Source organism: Kribbella qitaiheensis, assembly GCF_042657745.1.
Lineage (GTDB): Bacteria > Actinomycetota > Actinomycetes > Propionibacteriales > Kribbellaceae > Kribbella > Kribbella qitaiheensis.
This window is the reverse complement of record NZ_JBHSKE010000062.1, coordinates 101,995-119,780: the sequence shown is the minus strand read 5'-3', so window position 1 is coordinate 119,780 and position 17,786 is coordinate 101,995. Positions and strand designations below refer to the sequence as shown.

Annotated in this window: 18 protein-coding genes; 8 read left to right on the top strand and 10 right to left on the bottom strand. The window is 68.7% G+C overall.

Features of this window, described 5'->3' with window-relative positions:
- The first annotated feature begins 265 nt into the window (after positions 1-265).
- Together ACFPJ1_RS36125 and ACFPJ1_RS36120 are read left to right on the top strand one after the other, a co-directional pair.
- A complete protein-coding gene (locus tag ACFPJ1_RS36125) occupies positions 266-1,471 on the top strand; it encodes a CPBP family intramembrane glutamic endopeptidase (protein ID WP_380110799.1) in 1,206 nt (401 codons plus the stop codon).
- A gap of 70 nt (positions 1,472-1,541) precedes the next feature.
- A complete protein-coding gene (locus tag ACFPJ1_RS36120) occupies positions 1,542-2,264 on the top strand; it encodes an HAD family hydrolase (RefSeq protein WP_380110798.1) in 723 nt (240 codons plus the stop codon).
- 224 nt (positions 2,265-2,488) lie between these two features.
- Here ACFPJ1_RS36120 and ACFPJ1_RS36115 read toward each other — a convergent pair whose 3' ends face one another.
- From ACFPJ1_RS36115 to ACFPJ1_RS36095, 5 genes are all read right to left on the bottom strand, one after another.
- A complete protein-coding gene (locus ACFPJ1_RS36115; protein ID WP_132192267.1) occupies positions 2,489-3,448 on the bottom strand; it encodes a sigma-70 family RNA polymerase sigma factor in 960 nt (319 codons plus the stop codon).
- 566 nt (positions 3,449-4,014) lie between these two features.
- Positions 4,015-6,108 carry a S9 family peptidase gene (locus ACFPJ1_RS36110; protein ID WP_380110797.1) on the bottom strand — a complete coding sequence of 698 codons (2,094 nt, stop codon included), beginning with the start codon at positions 6,106-6,108 and terminating at the stop codon, positions 4,015-4,017.
- Between the two features lie 69 nt (positions 6,109-6,177).
- Complete coding sequence (xth, locus tag ACFPJ1_RS36105) at positions 6,178-6,981, bottom strand: exodeoxyribonuclease III (protein ID WP_380110796.1); 804 nt, start codon at positions 6,979-6,981, stop codon at positions 6,178-6,180.
- 9 nt (positions 6,982-6,990) lie between these two features.
- Positions 6,991-7,272 (bottom strand): DUF3817 domain-containing protein, encoded by a 282-nt coding sequence (locus ACFPJ1_RS36100; RefSeq protein WP_380110795.1) that lies wholly within the window; start codon positions 7,270-7,272, stop codon positions 6,991-6,993.
- A gap of 1 nt (position 7,273) precedes the next feature.
- The gene (locus ACFPJ1_RS36095) at positions 7,274-7,798 is read right to left on the bottom strand and encodes a hypothetical protein (RefSeq protein ID WP_380110794.1); all 525 of its coding nucleotides are present in this window, start codon (positions 7,796-7,798) and stop codon (positions 7,274-7,276) included.
- 105 nt (positions 7,799-7,903) lie between these two features.
- Between ACFPJ1_RS36095 and ACFPJ1_RS36090 the strand changes: the two genes are divergently transcribed.
- Positions 7,904-8,386, top strand: a complete 483-nt coding sequence (locus ACFPJ1_RS36090) for a MarR family winged helix-turn-helix transcriptional regulator (RefSeq protein WP_380110793.1) — start codon at positions 7,904-7,906, stop codon at positions 8,384-8,386.
- Here the strand turns inward: ACFPJ1_RS36090 and ACFPJ1_RS36085 are convergent.
- On the bottom strand, positions 8,383-9,039 hold the full coding sequence (locus ACFPJ1_RS36085; RefSeq protein ID WP_380110792.1) for a TetR/AcrR family transcriptional regulator: 657 nt from the start codon (positions 9,037-9,039) through the stop codon (positions 8,383-8,385). The two genes, ACFPJ1_RS36090 and ACFPJ1_RS36085, sit on opposite strands and share 4 nt — an antisense overlap.
- A 72-nt stretch (positions 9,040-9,111) precedes the next feature.
- Here ACFPJ1_RS36085 and ACFPJ1_RS36080 point away from each other — a divergent pair, with 72 nt between their 5' ends.
- The 4 genes from ACFPJ1_RS36080 (at position 9,112) to ACFPJ1_RS36065 (ending at position 12,609) form a co-directional block, all read left to right on the top strand.
- A complete protein-coding gene (locus ACFPJ1_RS36080; protein ID WP_380110791.1) occupies positions 9,112-9,996 on the top strand; it encodes an SDR family oxidoreductase in 885 nt (294 codons plus the stop codon).
- Positions 9,993-11,165: a saccharopine dehydrogenase family protein gene (locus ACFPJ1_RS36075; RefSeq protein WP_380110790.1), complete on the top strand. Its 1,173-nt coding sequence runs from the start codon at positions 9,993-9,995 to the stop codon at positions 11,163-11,165. The genes ACFPJ1_RS36080 and ACFPJ1_RS36075 overlap by 4 nt, the downstream gene beginning before the upstream one ends.
- 305 nt (positions 11,166-11,470) lie before the next feature.
- Entirely contained in the window at positions 11,471-11,863 is a 393-nt protein-coding gene (locus ACFPJ1_RS36070; RefSeq protein WP_380110789.1) for a YccF domain-containing protein, read from the top strand.
- On the top strand, positions 11,860-12,609 hold the full coding sequence (locus ACFPJ1_RS36065) for an MBL fold metallo-hydrolase (RefSeq protein ID WP_380110788.1): 750 nt from the start codon (positions 11,860-11,862) through the stop codon (positions 12,607-12,609). The genes ACFPJ1_RS36070 and ACFPJ1_RS36065 overlap by 4 nt, the downstream gene beginning before the upstream one ends.
- Positions 12,610-12,612: 3 nt before the next feature.
- Here the strand turns inward: ACFPJ1_RS36065 and ACFPJ1_RS36060 are convergent, their stop codons facing one another.
- Positions 12,613-13,905, bottom strand: coding sequence for an MFS transporter (locus ACFPJ1_RS36060; protein WP_380110787.1), 1,293 nt, complete (start codon positions 13,903-13,905; stop codon positions 12,613-12,615).
- 153 nt (positions 13,906-14,058) lie between these two features.
- Entirely contained in the window at positions 14,059-14,586 is a 528-nt protein-coding gene (locus ACFPJ1_RS36055; RefSeq protein WP_380110786.1) for a hemerythrin domain-containing protein, read from the bottom strand.
- 97 nt (positions 14,587-14,683) lie between these two features.
- Here ACFPJ1_RS36055 and ddaH point away from each other — a divergent pair, with 97 nt between their 5' ends.
- Positions 14,684-15,451, top strand: a complete 768-nt coding sequence (gene ddaH, locus ACFPJ1_RS36050; protein WP_380110785.1) for a dimethylargininase — start codon at positions 14,684-14,686, stop codon at positions 15,449-15,451.
- A gap of 2 nt (positions 15,452-15,453) precedes the next feature.
- Here ddaH and ACFPJ1_RS36045 read toward each other — a convergent pair whose 3' ends face one another.
- Together ACFPJ1_RS36045 and ACFPJ1_RS36040 are read right to left on the bottom strand one after the other, a co-directional pair.
- Entirely contained in the window at positions 15,454-16,383 is a 930-nt protein-coding gene (locus ACFPJ1_RS36045) for a tetratricopeptide repeat protein (RefSeq protein ID WP_380110784.1), read from the bottom strand.
- Positions 16,376-17,749, bottom strand: coding sequence for a DNA polymerase IV (locus tag ACFPJ1_RS36040; protein ID WP_380110783.1), 1,374 nt, complete (start codon positions 17,747-17,749; stop codon positions 16,376-16,378). Before ACFPJ1_RS36040 ends, ACFPJ1_RS36045 begins: the two co-directional genes overlap by 8 nt.
- Positions 17,750-17,786 lie beyond the last annotated feature (37 nt).

Sequence of the window (17,786 nt, the reverse complement as noted above, 5' to 3'; positions counted from 1 at the left end):
CCAGCCCAACCAGCCACACCGCGGCACAGCCGGGACGCCTCAGCACCCCCAGCCATATCCGCCTGCCCAGCCAGGGCCTTACCCGCCGGCGCAGCCGGGCGCATATCAGCAGGGTGGGCAGCCGGGGTTCTGGTCGGCTGAGCAGCCACCGCCGTGGGGTGGGCAGCAACCGCCGCCACAGACGCAGTCCGGGCAGAGCCAGCAGCCTTATGGCTTACCCAGCCAGCCGCCATCGCAGTACGGGCAGGGCCAGCCGCCGCCACCGATGCCGTACGGGCAGAGCCAGCCGTACGGCCCGCCCGGGCAGCCGCCGGCGCAGTACGGGCCGCAAGGACAACCGCCGTACGGACAGCAGCCGTCGTACGGGCAGCAGTACGGGCAGCAGCCGCAGTACGGGCCGCAGTACGGCGCGCCCCCGCAGTACGGGCCGCCGTATGGGCAGCCGGGGTATGGGCCGCCGTATGGGCAGCCGGGGTATGGGGTGCCGTTCTGGACGCGGGAGGTGGAGCCGGCGATTGTGGCGGCTCCGCCGGGGACGGCGTTCCATCGGCTGGCTCGGACGGCGAAGCACCGGTGGTGGCGGCCGCTGCTCGGTACTGCGTTCCTGGCGGCCGCCGCGTTCCTGGTGACGGCTGCCGTCGTGGTGTGCTGGGAGATCGCGCACGCGCTGATCACCGGCGACTTCTCCGAACCGGCAGGCGACCAACTCTTCCCCGGCGACACCGAGAACCTCGCGATCACGCTCACCATGCTCGGCGCCCTGATCCCGGTGGTGCCGTTCACCGCCTGGCTGATCCAGCGGCGCCCGGCCTGGAGCATCGCGTCGGTACTCAACCGGATCCGCTGGCGCTGGCTGCTCCTGTGCTGCCTGCCCGCACTCGGCTACATCGTGCTGTCGTACGTCCTCGGCATCCTCGTCGACGCGATCTTCCCGCCCACCGACAACGCCACGGACTCCGGCTCCTGGGTCGGCTTCAGCGCCTTCGTGGGACCGGCGCTGGTCATCCTGCTGCTGGTGCCGTTCCAGTCCGCGGCCGAGGAGTTCATCTTCCGCGGCTGGCTGATCCAGGCGGTCGGCGCCTACGGCCCGGACGACACCAACGGCACTGGTTTCGTCCGCCGGCTCAAGCTCGTACTGCGCACGCCGTGGCCGGCCTTGGTCGTCAGCAGCGGGCTGTTCGTCTCGGCACACGGGTACACCGGCTGGGCGATGGCCGACATCTTCCTGTTCGCAATGGTGATCGGCTGGCTGACCATTCGCACCGGCGGCCTGGAAGCGGCCATCACGCTGCACGCGCTCAACAACCTCGCCGCCTTCTTGTTGCCGGCGGCAACGGGTCAGCTGGACGGCTGGGCCGACCAGGGCGGAGCTCCGTGGACGCTGCTCGTCGTCGACATCCCGTGCCTCGCCTTCTACGCCTTCGCGGTCTCCTGGCTGGCCAAGCGCAGGCAGTTCCTGTCCGTCAGCTGACCGTACGGCGGCAGACCGCCGGCGGAAATCCGGAAGAGTTCTGTCGGTCGGATCTGGCAGGGTTGGCGTCGTGACGAACGTGAAGACTGAACCGATCGAGGCCGTCCTCTTCGACTGGGGCGGCACCCTGGCCACCTGGCACGACATCGACCTGTACTCCGTGTGGCGGTCCGTGGCGGAGCTCATCGACAAGGAGCGGGCGGACGACCTGGCCGCGCGGCTGGTGCAGGCCGAGGAGACCGCCTGGGCGCGATCGAGGGACGACCACCTCAGCAGCACGCTGGAAGACGTCTGCCTACTCGCCGAGGTGGTGATGACGCCGGCCGCCCTTGCGGAGTACGAGCGGCGTTGGCATCCGCACACCGAGCTCGAGCCGGACGCGATCCAGACCCTGAAGGAGCTGCGTGCACGCGGCCTGAAGGTCGGCGTCCTGTCGAACACCATCTGGTCCCGGCAACGCCACGAGGACATCTTCGCCCGCGACGGCGTGCTCGAACTGATCGACGGCGCCGTCTACACCAGCGAGGTCCCCTGGACCAAGCCGCACCCGGAGGCGTTCCTCGCCGCGATGCGAGCCGCCGGCGCCACGGACCCGGCCCGCTGCCTGTTCGTCGGCGACCGCCTCTTCGACGACGTCTGGGGCGCCCAGAACGTCGGCATGCGAGCCGCCCACATCCCCCACAGCGCCATCCCACCCCACCAGATAGGCCACACCGAAGGCACCCCCGACGCCACGATCACCCACCTAGCCGACCTCCCACCCCTGATAGACACCTGGAACACCCTCGCCTAACCCATCCACACTGCGTACGCCGCACGCTTGCAAGCCGACTACGTAGGCGCGGGTGTCCTGGGGTGGCGGGTCGCTAGCTCCGTAGGTGCTGGGTGGAGGCATGCAGAACCCCCGGGCCGGGGAAGGCTGCCGGGGGTTCTGGGGATACGAGCAGGACCCCCGGCCGGGAGGGCGGCTCGGGGGTCCTGGGTGGGGGTTTGCGTTGGCTGGCTGCTGGGCTCGGGTTAGGCGGCCAGGGTGGGGTCGGCGAGGAGGCGGAGCCGGCCGAGCGCTTCGCGCTCGATCTGGCGGACCCTCTCGGCCGAGATCCCGTGGACCGCGCCGATGTCGGCGAGCTTGGCCTGGCGGCCGTCGTGCAGCCCGTAGCGGCGTCGGATCACGTCCGCCGACCGCGGGTCGAGCTGGTCGACCAGGCTGAACAGGCCCGAGCGGTCCGACGCGTCGGCGACCAGCTGGTCGGGGCCCGGCGCGGTCTCGGCCGCGATCAGGTCGCCCAGCGAGGTCTCACCCTCGTCGTCGATCGGGTTGTCCAGGCTGATGTGGTCCCGGCCGATCCGGATCAGGTCGGTGACCCGCTCCACTTCCAGGTCCAGCTCTGCCGCGATCTCGTCGATCTCCGGCTCCCGCCCGAGCTTGCGCTCCAGCGTGCGCCGGGCCGATCCGATCTGGTTCAGCTGCTCCACCACGTGCACCGGCAGCCGGACCACCCGGGCCTGCTGCGCGATTCCTCGCGTGATGGCCTGACGCACCCACCAGGTGGCGTACGTCGAGAACTTGAATCCCTTGCGGTAGTCGAACTTCTCCACCGCGCGGATCAGGCCCGTGTTGCCCTCCTGGACCAGGTCCAGCAGCGGCATCTGGGAACGTCCGTAGCGGCGGGCGATCGATACCACCAGCCGGAGGTTGGCGGTCACGAACCGCTGCTGCGCGCGCTGGCCCTCTTCGGCCAGCCACTGCAGCTCTTCCTCCGTGGCATATTTGGGCGCCCCGCCCTTCTTGCGTCCAACCCGCCCCTCGGCCAGCAGTTGCTCCGCGAGGAGACCTGCCTCGACCGTCTCAGCGAGCTCGACTTCTTCTTCAGCGGTCAGCAAAGGAGTGCGAGCGATCTCTTCCAGGTAGAGACCGACGCTGTCCTTACCGTCGATACCGTCGTCCGTGGAACGGACACGAGCCATGCGAGCCACCGAAACTCCCTTCGTCGTTACATGGAGAGCAACGCTCGAGTGAGGTTCAAGATTCCACGATGAGTGTGTAAACAGCCTGAACGTTCCCTGAGATTTCCCGGCATCGCCGTCCATCGGCAAAACCAGCTTTGAATCCGCCGGTCGGACCGCTTCTGCGCGCTCTCCAGGCGGCGCGAGCACAATCGGCTTGATCTACGGGCTTTTCGCTGTCCAAAGGCCTCGACAACACTTCTCAGGCGGTTCATCCGAGCGGCGGGAATAGGCTTCCCACGCCGCCACCGTCCGCTACGGATTGTGTTGCAGGACACACCATCAATCCCACTCACCTCATGCAACGCACCAGGTACCCCGGACCTTCCCCGGCAAACGAGGCCCGCCACCTTGCGTCACCACGCAGTCGGTCCGCCGATTTGCGCAGGGCAACGTGTTCCGGAACCCGGCGACCAGAACCCCAGACAACGGCAGGACCCGCAGCACCGGGCTCACCGATCGGGAGAGCGCGGTACTGCGGGTCCAGGGTGCGTCCGACGAGGCCTCGAGGTGCGTCGGGGCGAGCCGGTGGTGGCTCAGACGAGGCCGAGGGTGTCGAGCTCCCAGGCGAGGGTGAAGGCGAGCTCACGCCAGGCGTCGTACCGGCCGCTGCGGCCGCCGTGGCCGGCTTCCATCTCGGTCTTCAGCAGCACGTCGACGTCGCCCGCCGCGGTGGCCCGGAGCTTCGCCACCCACTTGGCCGGCTCGACGTAGAAGACGCGGGTGTCGTTCAGGCTGGTGATCGCCAGGATCCGCGGGTACTCCTGCGCCGAGACGTTCTCGTACGGCGCGTAGGACTTCATGTACCGGTAGACCTCGGGGTCCTCCAGCGGGTTGCCCCACTCCTCCCACTCGATCACCGTCAGCGGCAGCGACGGGTCCAGGATCGTCGTCAGCGCGTCCACGAACGGCACCTCGGCCACGATCCCGCCGAAGGCCTGCGGTGCCAGGTTCGCCACCGCGCCCATCAGCAGGCCACCAGCGCTGCCGCCCTGGGCGACGATCCGCTCGGGACGGGTCCAGCCTTCCTTGACCAGGTGCTCGGCCGCCGCGATGAAGTCGGTGAAGGTGTTGCGTTTGGTCAGCATCTTGCCGTTGTCGTACCAGTGCCGGCCGAGCTCGCCGCCGCCGCGCACATGGGCGATTGCGAACACCACGCCCCGGTCGAGCAGCGACAGCCGCGCGATCGAGAACCACGGGTCCATCGAGCTCTCGTACGACCCGTAGCCGTAGAGCACGACCGGCGCGTTCCCGTCCTTCGCCACGTCCTTGCCCGCCACCATCGAGATCGGCACCTGGGTGCCGTCGGAAGCGGTCGCCCACTCCCGGTACTGCGTGTACGCGCCGAGGTCGACGCCACCCAGGACGGGTTGCTGCTTCAGCAGGCGGCGCTCACCCGTCGCGATGTCCACGTCGTACGTCGTCGAGGGGGTCACGAGCGAGGTGTAGCTGAACCGGTACCGGGTGTCCTGCCACTCGTCGTTGCGGCCGGGGGAGACGGCGTAGATCGGCTCGTCGAAGGCCAGCACCTCGGGAGAGCCGAAGGCAGCGCTCCCAGAGTCGCCCGACTCCCGCCGCATCACGGCGAGCTCGGTGAGCGCGTCCCGTCGGCGGAACAGGATCACGTGGTCCGCGAACGCGTCCACGCCGAGCAGCCGGCTCGACACGTCGCCCTCGATCATGGTGGTCCAGGCACCGGGGGAGTCCAGCGGCGCGGTCGCCAGCGAGAAGTTCGCGGCGTCCGCGTTGTGCACGATCAGCAGTTGGTCACCCGCGTGCTCGATTTCGTACTCGACGCCCTCGCGCCGGGGCGCCACGACGACGGGCTCGCCGGTCGGGTCCTGCGCGTCGAGCAGCCAGACCTCGCTGGTCAGCTTGCTACCGAGGGAGATCTGGATGGCTTGTTCGTTGCGGGTCAGGTCGACGCCGACCCAGAACCGCTCGTCGGTCTCCTCCATCACCAGCACGTCGTCGTCGGTACCGCTGCCGAGGGTGTGCCGCCAGACCTGGTACGGCCGCCAGGCGTCGTCGACCTTCGTGTAGAAGATCGTCGAGCCGTCGCCGGACCAGGCCGAGCCGTAGTGCACGCCCGGCAGTTCGTCGGGGAGCAGTTCGCCGGTGCTCAGATCCTTGATCCGCAAGGTGAACCGCTCGTCGCCGGTCAGGTCCACCGAGTAGGCGAGCAGCCGGCTGTCGGGGGAGACGTCGACGGTGCCGAGCGAGAAGAACTCGGAGTCACCGGCCACCTCGTTCCCGTCCAGCATCACCTCTTCGCCGGGGATCTCGCCGTCGGTCGCGGGCGGCTCGTCGCCGTCCACCTTCACCCGGCAGCTGATCGCATACTGCTTCCCCTCGACTGTGCGGGTGTAGTACCAGTACCCGCCGCGCCGGGCGGGCACACTCAGATCGGTCTGCAGGGTGCGGTCCGAGATCTCGGAAAAGATTGCCTCGCGCAACGACTCGAGGTGCGCGGTGCGCTTCTCGGTGTAGTCGTTCTCGGCGCGCAGGTAGTCGAGCACCTCGTCGCTCGACTTGTCCCGCAACCACTCGTAGTCATCGACGAAGACGTCTCCGTGGTGGGTGCGTTCGATCGGCTTACGGGCGGCAACAGGGGGATTCAACTCGGACATGCCGCGAGACTACCCGCGCCACCGTCCCGCCGTACTGCGGTATTCCACAGAGATCGACTGCGGTGGTCCTCAGAGCCGGTACGTCGCGACGACGGGGGCGTGGTCGCTCCAGCGTTCGGCGTACGTCGGGGCCCGGTGGATCTCGCAAGTGGTGGCGGAATCGGCGAGCTCGGGAGAGGCGATCTGGTAGTCGATCCGCCAGCCGGCGTCGTTGTCGAAGGCCTTGCCGCGCCAGGACCACCAGGAGTACGGACCCGGGCCCTCGCCACCGAAGCGGCGGCCGAGGTCGACCCAGCCGGCCTCGAACAGGCGATCCATCCAGGCGCGTTCCTCGGGCAGGAATCCGCTCTTCTTGCGGTTCGCCTTCCATGCCTTCAGGTCGACCTCGCGATGGGCGATGTTGAGGTCGCCGCACAGCAGGACGTGCCGGCCGTCGGCCCGCAGTTCGGTCAGGCGGGTGGTGATCGCGTCCAGGAACGCGTATTTCTCGGCCTGGCGCGGCGGCGTCTCGAACTCGCCGGTGAAGACGTAGGTGCTGACGGCCGTCAGGGTGGACCCGTCGTCGAGCACGACGTCCGCCTCGACCCAACGGCCCGACCCGGCGAAGCGCTCCGGACCGATCTCGGCGCGCTCCGCCTTGATCGGCCTCCGGCTCGCGACGGCGACGCCTGCGCGACCCTTGCTGCCCTCGATCGCCGGTTCCGCGTGGGCCAGGTGCCAGTCGCCACCCAGGTGGTCCCGGAGTACATCGTCGGTCGCGCGCACCTCCTGCATCAGCAGCAGGTCCGGATCGGTCTCCTCGAGCCACGCCGCCATCCCGCGACGATAGGCAGCTCGAACCCCGTTTACATTCACAGTCGCGACCTTCAACACGCGAGAACCCTAGCGTTCGCCGGCCGTCCGCACGGCGGGGACGTGCGAGCGGAGGACACGCAACGCGAGATAGCCGCCGACTGCTGGGACGAAGGAGAGCCACTTGGCCCTCGCCGGCGCGTTTGCTGCCGTCAGCGCGGTCACGACGGTCACCAGGTACGCCGTACCGTGCGTCGGGCCGAGCGCTGATGAAGCAGCCGGCCAGTGCACCGTCAGGAGGTTCGCGAAGAGCAGGGTGACGGTGACAGCTTCCGCGGCGGCCGCGACCTTGAGGACGGTCAGGTTGGTCATGTCAGGCTCCGGTGGTGGAGCCGGGGCGGACGATCATCAGCACGACCACGACGGCCCAGAGCAGGGCGAAGATCCCGGTGGTCATCGAGAGGGTCTTCGCTTGCGGGAGGGAATCGGCTCGCTGTTCCTGGGTGCCGGCGGCGGCCGCGAGGACCCGGCTCTGGCCGGGGAGCACGATGAAGGCGAGTACGCCGGCTGCCGCGAGCGTGAGCACCATCGAGATGATCAGCCAGTAGTCACCCAGTACTCCGAGTCCGGCGCCCACAGCGAGGCCGAAGACGGGCACCGTCAGACCGCCGATCGCGTACCCGCGGCTGATCCGGTGCAGCACGCGCAGGACCCCGACGCCCTCGGTCCCGCCCTCGGTTCCGACGCTCCGGGTCTCGGCGCCGTCGGTCCCGGAGCCCTCCGTGCCGGCGGTGAGGGAGCGGCGGGCGATCGGCGGGAACATGCTCGCGGCGACGATGACCGGGCCGACGAAGATGATCGCGGCGAGGACGTGCACGCTGAGAAGAACCTTGTTCATCAGAGTGAGCTCCAGCTCCTCCGGAGGGCAGTTTCAGTCAGACTCTAACTCCAGTTTCAGTCCAACTGAAACCGAGCCGCGCGAGCCTACTGGGATGATGAGCGCGTGACGGTGGAAGAGAACGCGGACTCCGACGCGGCGAACGGCAGGCCGGCGGCGATCAGTCCGGCGTTGCTTCTGATGATGCTCGGGCGTCAGGTGCGGGAGAAGACCGATGCCGAGCTGCGCAATCAAGGGTTGTCGCTGCGGCACCTGTCCGCGCTCGGGCATCTGGCGCACCAGCCCGGTCTGTCGTACAGCGAACTCGCGCGGCGCGATGGCATCACCGCCCAGAGCATGCAGTCCACGCTGCTCCAGTTGCAGGAAATCGGCGCCGTCGAGCGCCTGACGGCCCCCGGTCGCGGCCGGACGGCCGACCTCCAGGTGACCCCCTCCGGACAGGTTCTGCTCGACCGAGGCCGCGCAGTACTGAAGGCCGCCGACCAGCGACTGCTCGATGCCATCGGCAACGAAAACGCCGATCTGATCGCGCAGTTCGCGCTCCAGGCCCTCACTGCGATGAACGAGTGGGAGCCGGCTCAGGGCTAGCTGGGTCGAGCGGTGGTGAGGATGGCGTCGAGGGAGTGTTCGCAGAGGTGTTCCAGCTCGGCGGGGGAGACCGTGGGGTTGTCGATCCAGGTCAGCATCGTCTGCTCGACGTATCCCTGCCAGCCGTAGCAGGCGAGCTCGACCACCGGCGTGACCTCGATCCCGCGCTGCGCGACCGCGGCGATCACCCACCGGCTGAACACTTGCCGAAGCTCGGAATGCAGAGCCCGTACTGCGGGGTCGCCGGCCGCCGACATCAGCAGAGTCGCGCGATACAGCTGAGGTGCTTCCAGAACCGCGCGGACGAATGCCCTGATTCCACTGCGAAGTTGCTCGTCGGGCGGCAGCGACAGATCCGGCGCGGTCCGCAACATCACCTCGGCGGCGGCCGCCTCGATCACGGCGTACTGGAACTTCTTCTTGGAGCCAAAGTAGTGGAAGAGCAGTGCAGGGGACACGCCGGCCTCGGCGGCAACGAGCTCGACGCTCAGCTCCTGGTGCGGATCCGCCTCCAGCACCCGCCGCGCGGCCTGCAGGATCTGCGTCCGCCGCTCCTCCGGCCGCAACCGCCCCGCCCGCTGCCCACCGCCCACATCCACGGAGCCCGCGTCGACGGAGTCCGGGTCGCGGGGAACGGACGAGGCGTAGGTCATGGGGAGAGTCTATTGAGTGTCGGCTCAATAAGCACTTACTGTTGAGTACCCACTCAAGAGGCGGAGGTAGCGATGGCTGGCAAGGTCGTGCTCATTACCGGGGCGTCCCGGGGGATCGGGGCGGCTGTTGCCCGGCGGCTGGCGAGTGAGGGCGCCAGGCTGGCCCTGGTCGGGCTCGAACCCGACGAGCTGAAGAAGGTGGCCGAGGACTGCGGTCCGGAGGCCGGGTGGTGGGAGGCGGACGTCACCGACACCGACTCACTGCGCACAGCAGTCGAGGCGGTGATGGAGAAGTACGGGCGGATCGACGTCGTCGTCGCGAACGCCGGGATCGCCGCACCCGGCTTCAGCCGGAGCATGGACCCGGCCGTCTGGGAGCGCGTTCTCGACGTCGACCTGTACGGCGTCTGGCGCACGGTGCACGTGACGCTGCCGCACCTGCTGGAGAGCAAGGGATACCTCCTGCTGGTGTCGTCACTGGCAGCGGTCGTCCACATCCCGGGCCTCGCGTCCTACAACGTCGCCAAGGCCGGCGTCGAGGCAATGGGCAACAGCCTCCGTGCGGAACTGAAGCACCTCGGCGTGGATGTCGGTGTCGCGCACCTGACCTTCGTCGACACGGACATGGTCCGCGGTGTCGACGAGCACCCGGTCTTCGGCAAGATGCGCACCGGCGTACCGCTGGTAAGCCGCGTCTACCCGCTGGAACTCGCGGTCGACAAGTTCGATCAGGGCATCAGGAAGCGCTCTCGCGTCGTTCACGTGCCCGGCTGGATCGGCCCCCTCAAGATGTTCCGCGCGCTGCTGCCGCACCTGGTCGAGTTGGGCGCCCGGTTCAATGTGCCGAAGGCCGACCGCGCGGCCCTCGCGGACATCGAGGCCCGAGGCGCCGCCGCATCCTCCCGCGCTACTGGCGCAGGCGGCCTCGCCGACACCGAGAAGGCAGCCCAGCGATGACCGATGACGTCAAGAAGGACCGCCAGTACGACGTGGTGATCTTCGGCGCGACAGGCTTCACCGGCGCCCTCACCGCCGAGTACTTCGCCGAGCACGCGCCGGCTGAGCTCAGGTGGGCCCTGGCCGGCCGCAACAAGGCGAAGCTCGAAGCAGTACAGAAGAAGATCGGCGCCGACGTCGATCTCGTCCACGCAGACGTCGGGGACCCGGCATCGCTGAAAGCGGTCGCCGAGTCGGCCCGGATCGTCGTCACCACCGTCGGCCCGTATGTCCGGTACGGCGAACCGCTGGTCGCCGCGTGCGCGGAAGCCGGCACCGACTACCTCGACCTGACCGGCGAATCGGAGTTCGTCGACCGCATGTACGTCGCGTATCACGCCATGGCGGTCGCGACCGGCGCCCGGCTGATCCACTGCTGCGGCTTCGACTCGATCCCGTACGACCTGGGCGTCCAGTTCACCGTCGAGCAACTCCCGAGGAACGTCCCCATCCACGTCGACGGCATGATCCGCGCGGGCGGCAAGCCCTCGGGCGGCACGTTTGAAACCGCGATCACCGCCCTCTCGCGCGGCAAGCAGAATCTCGACGCGCACCGCGCGAGACGCCGGGCCCAGCCGCGCCCCGTGGGTCGCTCGGTCAAGCTGGCCGCCGGCAGGATCCGCCGCCTGCAAGGCTTCTGGGCGGTCCCACTTCCGACCGTCGACCCGCAGATCGTCGCGTACTCGGCTTCGTTGCTCGACGACTACGGCCCCGACTTCCGCTACTCGCACTATGCCGCCGTGAAGCGGTTGCCGATGGTCGCCGGAGGCATCGCCGGCCTCGGTCTGCTGGTGGTCGCCGCTCAGGTCCCGCCGGCCCGCAAGGCGCTCCTGAACCGGATCAAGGCGGGCGACGGTCCGTCCGAGGAGCGTCGGGCGAAGTCCTGGTTCAAGGCCCGCTTCATCGGTTCGGGTGGTGGCAAGCGGGTGATCACCGAGGTCGCCGGCGGGGACCCGGGCTACGACGAGACCGCCAAGATGCTCAGCGAGTGCGCGCTCTCCCTCGCTCTCGACGATCTCCCGAAGACCGCCGGCGAGGTCACCACGGCGGCCGCGATGGGACCGGCTCTCCGCAAGCGTCTGGTCGACGCCGGGATCACCTTCCGGACCATCGCCACCGAGGACTACTGACCGATGCCCCGACGGGTGAGATCGGCGGACGGAGCTGACTACCTGAACGGACTCAACCTGTACCGGGGCGAACGTCGTACCGAGGTTGCTGCGACCCGAGCCGCGGCACACCGACGTTCCGGTGCTGGCGGTGTCCTCGGACGGCGACGCGTTCGTGACCACCCCACTGCAGACCGATGTGGCGCGGTGGGCCCCAACGTCAGCGTGCAGGTGGTCAGGGGCGGGCACTGGTTGCCCCGGAATGATCCCGGACTCGTGGCCCGATTGACGGTGCAACACACCCGCCGGGTGGCACGCTGGCAGGTATGAGAACGATTCTGAACCTGATCTGGCTGGTGCTGGCCGGATTCTGGCTGGCCCTCGGGTACGTGCTGGCCGGGCTGATCTGCTGCATCCTCATCATCACCATCCCGTTCGGGATCGCATCGTTCCGGATCGCGAACTACGCGCTCTGGCCGTTCGGCCGGACGATGGTGGACAAGCCCAGTGCCGGCGCCGGCTCGGTGGTCGGCAACATCATCTGGGTGATCGTCGCGGGCTGGTGGCTGGCGCTAGGCCACCTGGTCACCGGGATCGCCCTGTGCGTCACCATCATCGGCATCCCGCTCGGCCTGGCGAACTTCAAGCTGATCCCGATCTCGCTGCTCCCGCTCGGTAAGGAGATCGTCCCCAGCGACGCACCCTTCGCCACCCGGTGACCGTGCCGGGGCGCACCAGAACGCTGACTGTCCTCGGCTCGTGTGGCGCTTGGCCCGAGCCCGGGAGAGCGTGTGCTGGTTTCCTGCTCGAGTACGACGGCTTCAAGGTGGTGCTCGATCTCGGGTACGCCGCGTTGCCGGCACTGCTGACTCATTGCCCCGAGGGTGAGGTCGACGCGGTGATCGTTACGCACCAGCACCCGGACCATTGCGTCGATGTCAGCGCGTTAGCTCGCGTCCGCTACTACCTCGCACCGGATGCCGCCCCGATACCGCTCTACTGCCCGCCCGGCGTTCTCGACGTACTGCGGGCGCTGGAGCCACGGCCCGATCCCGCGACGGTGTTCGACGTACGGGATCTGGCATCGGCGCGGCAGATCGGGCCATTCCGGCTGGAGACCGCTCTCTTGCCGCACTACGTGACCAACCTCGGGGTCAGGCTGAGTGCTCCGGAGCTCACGGTCGCCTACACGGGCGACTGTGGTCCGGGGTCGGAACTCGGGAAGCTCGCGGAGGGCGCCGACCTGTACATCTCTGACGCGACCCTGCAAGGTGCGTCGCCAACGACGACACCTCGCTTTGTGATGACGGCGACAGAAGCCGCGCGGGGTGCCGCCGGTGCGAGACGATTGCTGCTGACGCATTTCTGGCCCGGCTCGGATCGCGCTGTCTCTGTTGCCGAAGCTCGCGCGGTGTTCGACGGCGAAGTACTGGCCGCTGAGGAAGGGCTGACCATCACCCTGTGATGATCACTCCTCCGACGGTCGGTTCTTGACTCCGTCGCGGTCGTTGTCGGGTGGTGCTTCGTCCGGCAGGCGGGCGTGGCGGAACTCGGAGCGTTGCAGCAGGACCGATTTGACCGCCATACCGACGGCGACGAACCACAGCGCCCAGTGCGGGCCGAAGAAGTCCGCGATGAGTCCGCCGACCGGAGCGCCGATCACGATCGCGGCACGGTTCACCGACCGCATCGTCGCGTTCATCCGGCCGAGCAGGGCGGACGGGGTGATCGACTGGCGGTAGCCCATCTCGATCGGGCTGTCGATGCCGATCGAGAGACCGAACAGGAACTGCCCGGCACAGAGCAGGACCAGCCCGGTCGTGTCGCCGCCGGCGAGCGGGATCAGTAGATAGGCGGCCGGCGTCAGCCAGCCGGCCGCGATGATGGCCGGCCCCACCCCCAACCTGCGCCCCACCCAGCCGGACGCTGTCGCCCCGACCACCGAGCCGATCCCGCTCAAGGCATAGGTGACGCCGAAGAGGAAGGCGCTCATGTCCAGGGTCTTCAGCACATAGTTCACGTAGACCGCGGTGAAGGCGCCCTGGAAGAAGAACCACAGGTGGCTGGTCAGCGCCAGTGGTCCGAGCGTGCTGTTGCGGTAGACCCAGGCCAGGCCGTCGCGGATCTCCCGGCGCAGATTCCTCGGCTGATCGATGCTCGGGGCAACTTCAGGGTGGAGCGGCCGGACGGTCGCCAGCAGGATCCCCGAGACGAGATAGGACGCGGCATCGATCAGGATCGCGAGCGGTCCGCCGAGCAGCTTGACCAGAGCACCGGCGAGCACCGGCCCACCTGTCTGCGCCACAGCGCTCGACTGCTCGAGCCTGGCGTACGCCGAGGTCAGCAGCGGCGCCGGCACCAGCGACGGTGGGAACGACTGGTGCGCAGCGTCGTACACGAGGGACAACGCGCCGAAGACGAACACGATCACGAGCAGCAACGGCAGGCTGAGCAGGTCGAACTCGGCAGAGAGTGGGATCAGCACCAGAACCAACGCCCGGGCGAAATCCGTTCCGATCAGCAACGGTTGCCGTCGGCGCCGGTCCACGTAGACGCCGACGATCAGACCGAAGAGGAGATAAGGCAACCATCGGGCCGACTGGAGCAGACCGAGTTCGGTGTTGGTCGCGCCCAGGGTGAGGGCAGCGACAGTCTGCAGCGCGAGGACGGTGACGGCCGAGCCGACCATCGAGACCGCGTCCGCCAGCCAGAAGCGCACGTACGCCGGATAACCCAGCAACGGAAAGCGGCGGCGGCTCACTCACCAGACCCTATGTTCTGGTCGGACCAGGCAGAGAAGGCGACCCTCGCACAGAAGGCGACCCCGCCGCCTTGGGCACGGGCCAGCCGCACTGACGCCGATTCTGGCGACTGGCCCGTGCTCAAGGAAGCAGGGTCACAACTCCGGCAGGACTCAGGACTTCTTGCTTGCCTTTGCCTCCTTGACGATGCGGCGGACGTTCTCGATCCGGCCGCAGTCCTCGTCGATCAATCGGGCCCGCTCCGCCGCGAACTCCGCACCGAGCTGCTGGCGGACGTCCTCGTCGACGTCGGTCCTGGCCGGATTCAGCACATCTCGCTCTTCTTCGTCGAGGTGGTGGGAGAGCGCTTCCGAGAGCTCGTGCTCGTTCTCGCTGAACTCCTCGCTGTGCGGGTCGTCGACCTCCAGCAGCGCGAGCAGCGCTTCGTTGCCCTCGTCGTGCTCGTGTTCGGAGTGCTCGACCTCTTCCTCGTCGATCGCGTTCTTCTTCCGCAGCGCCGGGTAGACCTTGGACTCCTCGGCCTCGGCGTGCGCGATGAGCACGGTGGCCAGATCCGCGAGTACCGCGGGCCGGTCGGACGTTTCGTCACGCAGCTCCCGCAGCGCCTCCTCGAACCACCGGTGGTCGGCGAGGATGACCTCGACCACGTCACCGCCGGCGTGCTGCAGGATCTTCGGCATTTCTCATCCTTCAAAGTCGACCACGGCGCCCAGGGAAAGGTCGCCTGTGCCGCCGGTACCCGGCTGGCGGACGGCCAAAACCGGATAACCTGCGCTGATGACCACCGATCGCGCCCTGATCCGCCGCCCGAGCCCTCGCCTGGCCGAAGGCCTGATCACGCATATTGAGCGCGTTCCCGTCGAGGTGGAGCTCGCCGCGCGGCAATGGCAGCAGTATGTCGACGCCCTGGCCGAGGCCGGCTGGATCTGTGTGGAGGTGCCCCCGGTGGACGACTGCCCCGACGGGGTGTTCGTCGAGGACACGATGGTGGTCTTTCGCGACCTGGCCGTGATCGCCCGGGCCGGAGCGAACGAGCGCCGCCCCGAAGCAGCCGGGGCGGAACGCGCCGTCGCCGCACAGGGTTACCGCATCGCGAACATCACCGAGCCGGGCACGCTCGACGGCGGCGACATCCTGAAGGTCGGCAGCACCGTGTACGCCGGGCTCGGCGGCCGCACCAACCAGGCAGGGCTCGACCAGCTTCGCGGATTCCTGGAACCACTCGGGGCGGAGGTGATCGCAGTACCGGTGAGCAAGGTGCTGCACCTGAAGTCGGCGGTGACCGCGCTGCCGGACGGGACGGTGATCGGGTACGAGCCGCTCACGGACGACCCGGGCGCGTTCCCGAAGTTCCTCGCGGTGCCGGAGGAAGCCGGCGCTCACGTGGTGTTGCTGGGGGAGGGGCGGTTGCTGATGGCGGCCTCGGCGCCGAAGTCGGCGGAGCTGTTCCGCGAGCTCGGCTACACGCCGGTCGTCGTCGACATCAGCGAGTTCGAGAAGCTCGAAGGCTGCGTCACCTGCCTGTCCGTCCGCCTCCGCGGCTGATCTCAGAGCCAGCGGCGGCGCGCGCCGGCGGCGGCCTCGCGGTCCTTCCTGCTCTTGGAGTCCGCCAGCTCGCACGCTTCCTTCAGTGCGCCCCGCGCCACATTGGTGTCCGACTGATCGGCGCCGAAGGCGTCGATGCTGTCGGCAAGTGTCGTCTCGAGGAGCTGGATCGACGGTATGAGCTGTCCCGCGAACATCGTCGCCCGGCCGAGCGCGCCCCGCGTCCGCAGTACAGAAGGATTGGTCCGGCCGAGGGACGGCTCGAGCTTGGCGAGCCGGGCCGTCAGCAGCTTGATCTCGGCCCGCGGCCCGCCGACGATCGACTGCGCGCTGGTGATGCCCTCGATCGCGATCCGGGTCAGGTCGTGGCCCGCACCGAACACCCGGACCAACTGCGGGGTGATCAACCCGAACCAACCGATCGCCGCGCCGTAGTCGCCGGTCGCCAGCAGCGCCTGCGCCACCCGGAGCCGGACCTGCAACGTCGCCGGATCGTCTGCCTTCAGCGCCTTCTCACAGGCGGCCAGCGAAGTCTCATACAGCGGGAGCGCCCCAGCGGGGTCGTCCGCCGCCCAGCGTGCTTCCGCTTCCTTGTACGTCGCGTCGGCCAGTTCGGGGTGGTTCTCGAACTCCGACGGCGGCTGCTCCAGCGACACGGTGACCGGCACTGCGTGCTCCAGCAGCTTTCGGCCGACGTAGCTGTGGCCGCCGGTCCGGATGATGCGATAACGGCCGACTCGCGAGATCGGCACAAAGACAAAGGTGACGTACAACGTCCGCACCGAGGAACTGCAGCTCGGGCAGACGTCGCGGTGGCCGTAGAACTGCGTGCCGAGTCCCTTCATCCGGTTCGGGTCGGGAGCCCGCCAGGCCACGGACGACGCGGTGCAGGAGCGACAGAACGGGTACACCCCACCGCGGACCTCATTCATCTGGCCCATCCTGGCCGTTCGCCGCGTCTTTGTCGCCCCCGACTTCGTCCGGTGGTGGTTTCGTCGTCACCACCTTGGTCAGGGCGGGGTCGTCGATCGCGAAGGTGCGCACCGGCCCGGCCGGCGTCGAGGCCGTCTCGAACCGCACCGTGACCCGTCCGCGCCCCGACCCCCAGACCCAGCCCTGCCCGTACTCCGGATGGGCGACGTCCTGGCCCGGGTAGTAACCGACCTGCCGCTCCCGCGGGCGCTCCGGCAGGTCGACGAGCTCGAGCGGAGCCTCCGCGTGCTCGCTCTCGGTGAAGAGGTCGTCCTGGATCCAGTCGGCCAGCGAGGAGACTCCCACGCCTAGCAGCCGGATCCCGCCCGAGATGTCGCTGTCCTCGAGCAGCCGCCGGGCAACGCGAGCGATCACCCTGGGGTCGTCGGTCGGACCGGCCAGCGTCGACGACCGGGTGTGCGTGGTGAAGTCGTGCATCCGGGTCTTCACGGTGACCGTCCGGCCGGACAGCTGGGCCTTCTGCAGGCGTTCGGAAACGCGGTGCGCCATCCGGTCGCCGATTGCCGCCAGCAAGGACCGATCGATGATGTCGGTCTCGAAGGTGTCCTCGATGCTGATCGACTTGGTCTCCCGATCGCTCACCACCGGGCGGTCGTCCGAGGCCGTCGCCAGCCGGTGCAGGCTCGACCCGTGGGCCGACCCCACCTGCCGGATCAGCTCGTCCTCGTCGAGCTGCTGCAGGTCCCCGACGGTTCGCACGCCGGCCATGCTGAGCCGTTGTGCCGTCGCCGGACCGACGCCCGGGATCACCGTCACCTGCATCGGCGCGAGGAACTCCGCCTCGGTCCCCGCCGGCACCACGACGACGCCGTCTGGTTTGTCGAGGTCGCTGGCGATCTTCGCGATCAGCTTTGAGGTGCCCGCTCCGACCGAAGCGGTGAGGCCGCCGCTGGCCTCCTTGATCGCCGCCTTGAGGTCCTCCGAGATCGCCTGCACGTCCTCGACCGTCAGGTTGCTCAGCCCGGCGGCGGCCAGATCGACGAACGCCTCGTCCAGCGACAGCGGCTCGACCAGCGGGGACAGCGCACGCATCTGCGCCATCACGGCCTGACTCGTCTCTCGGTAGACCTCGAACCGCGTCCCCAGGTACGCCGCGTGCGGGCAGCGCGAGCGTGCCTCGGCCGTGGACATCGCCGAGCGCACGCCATACTTGCGGGCCTCGTACGACGCGGTCGACACGACGCCGCGCAGGCCGATCCCACCCACGACGACTGGCTTGCCGCGCAGGGAGGGCTTGTCCCGCTGCTCGACCGCCGCGAAGAACGCGTCCAGGTCGACGTGCAGGATGGATGGATCGGTACGCACTGTCACAGTCTCCCCGGCCGCACCGACAAATCCGCGC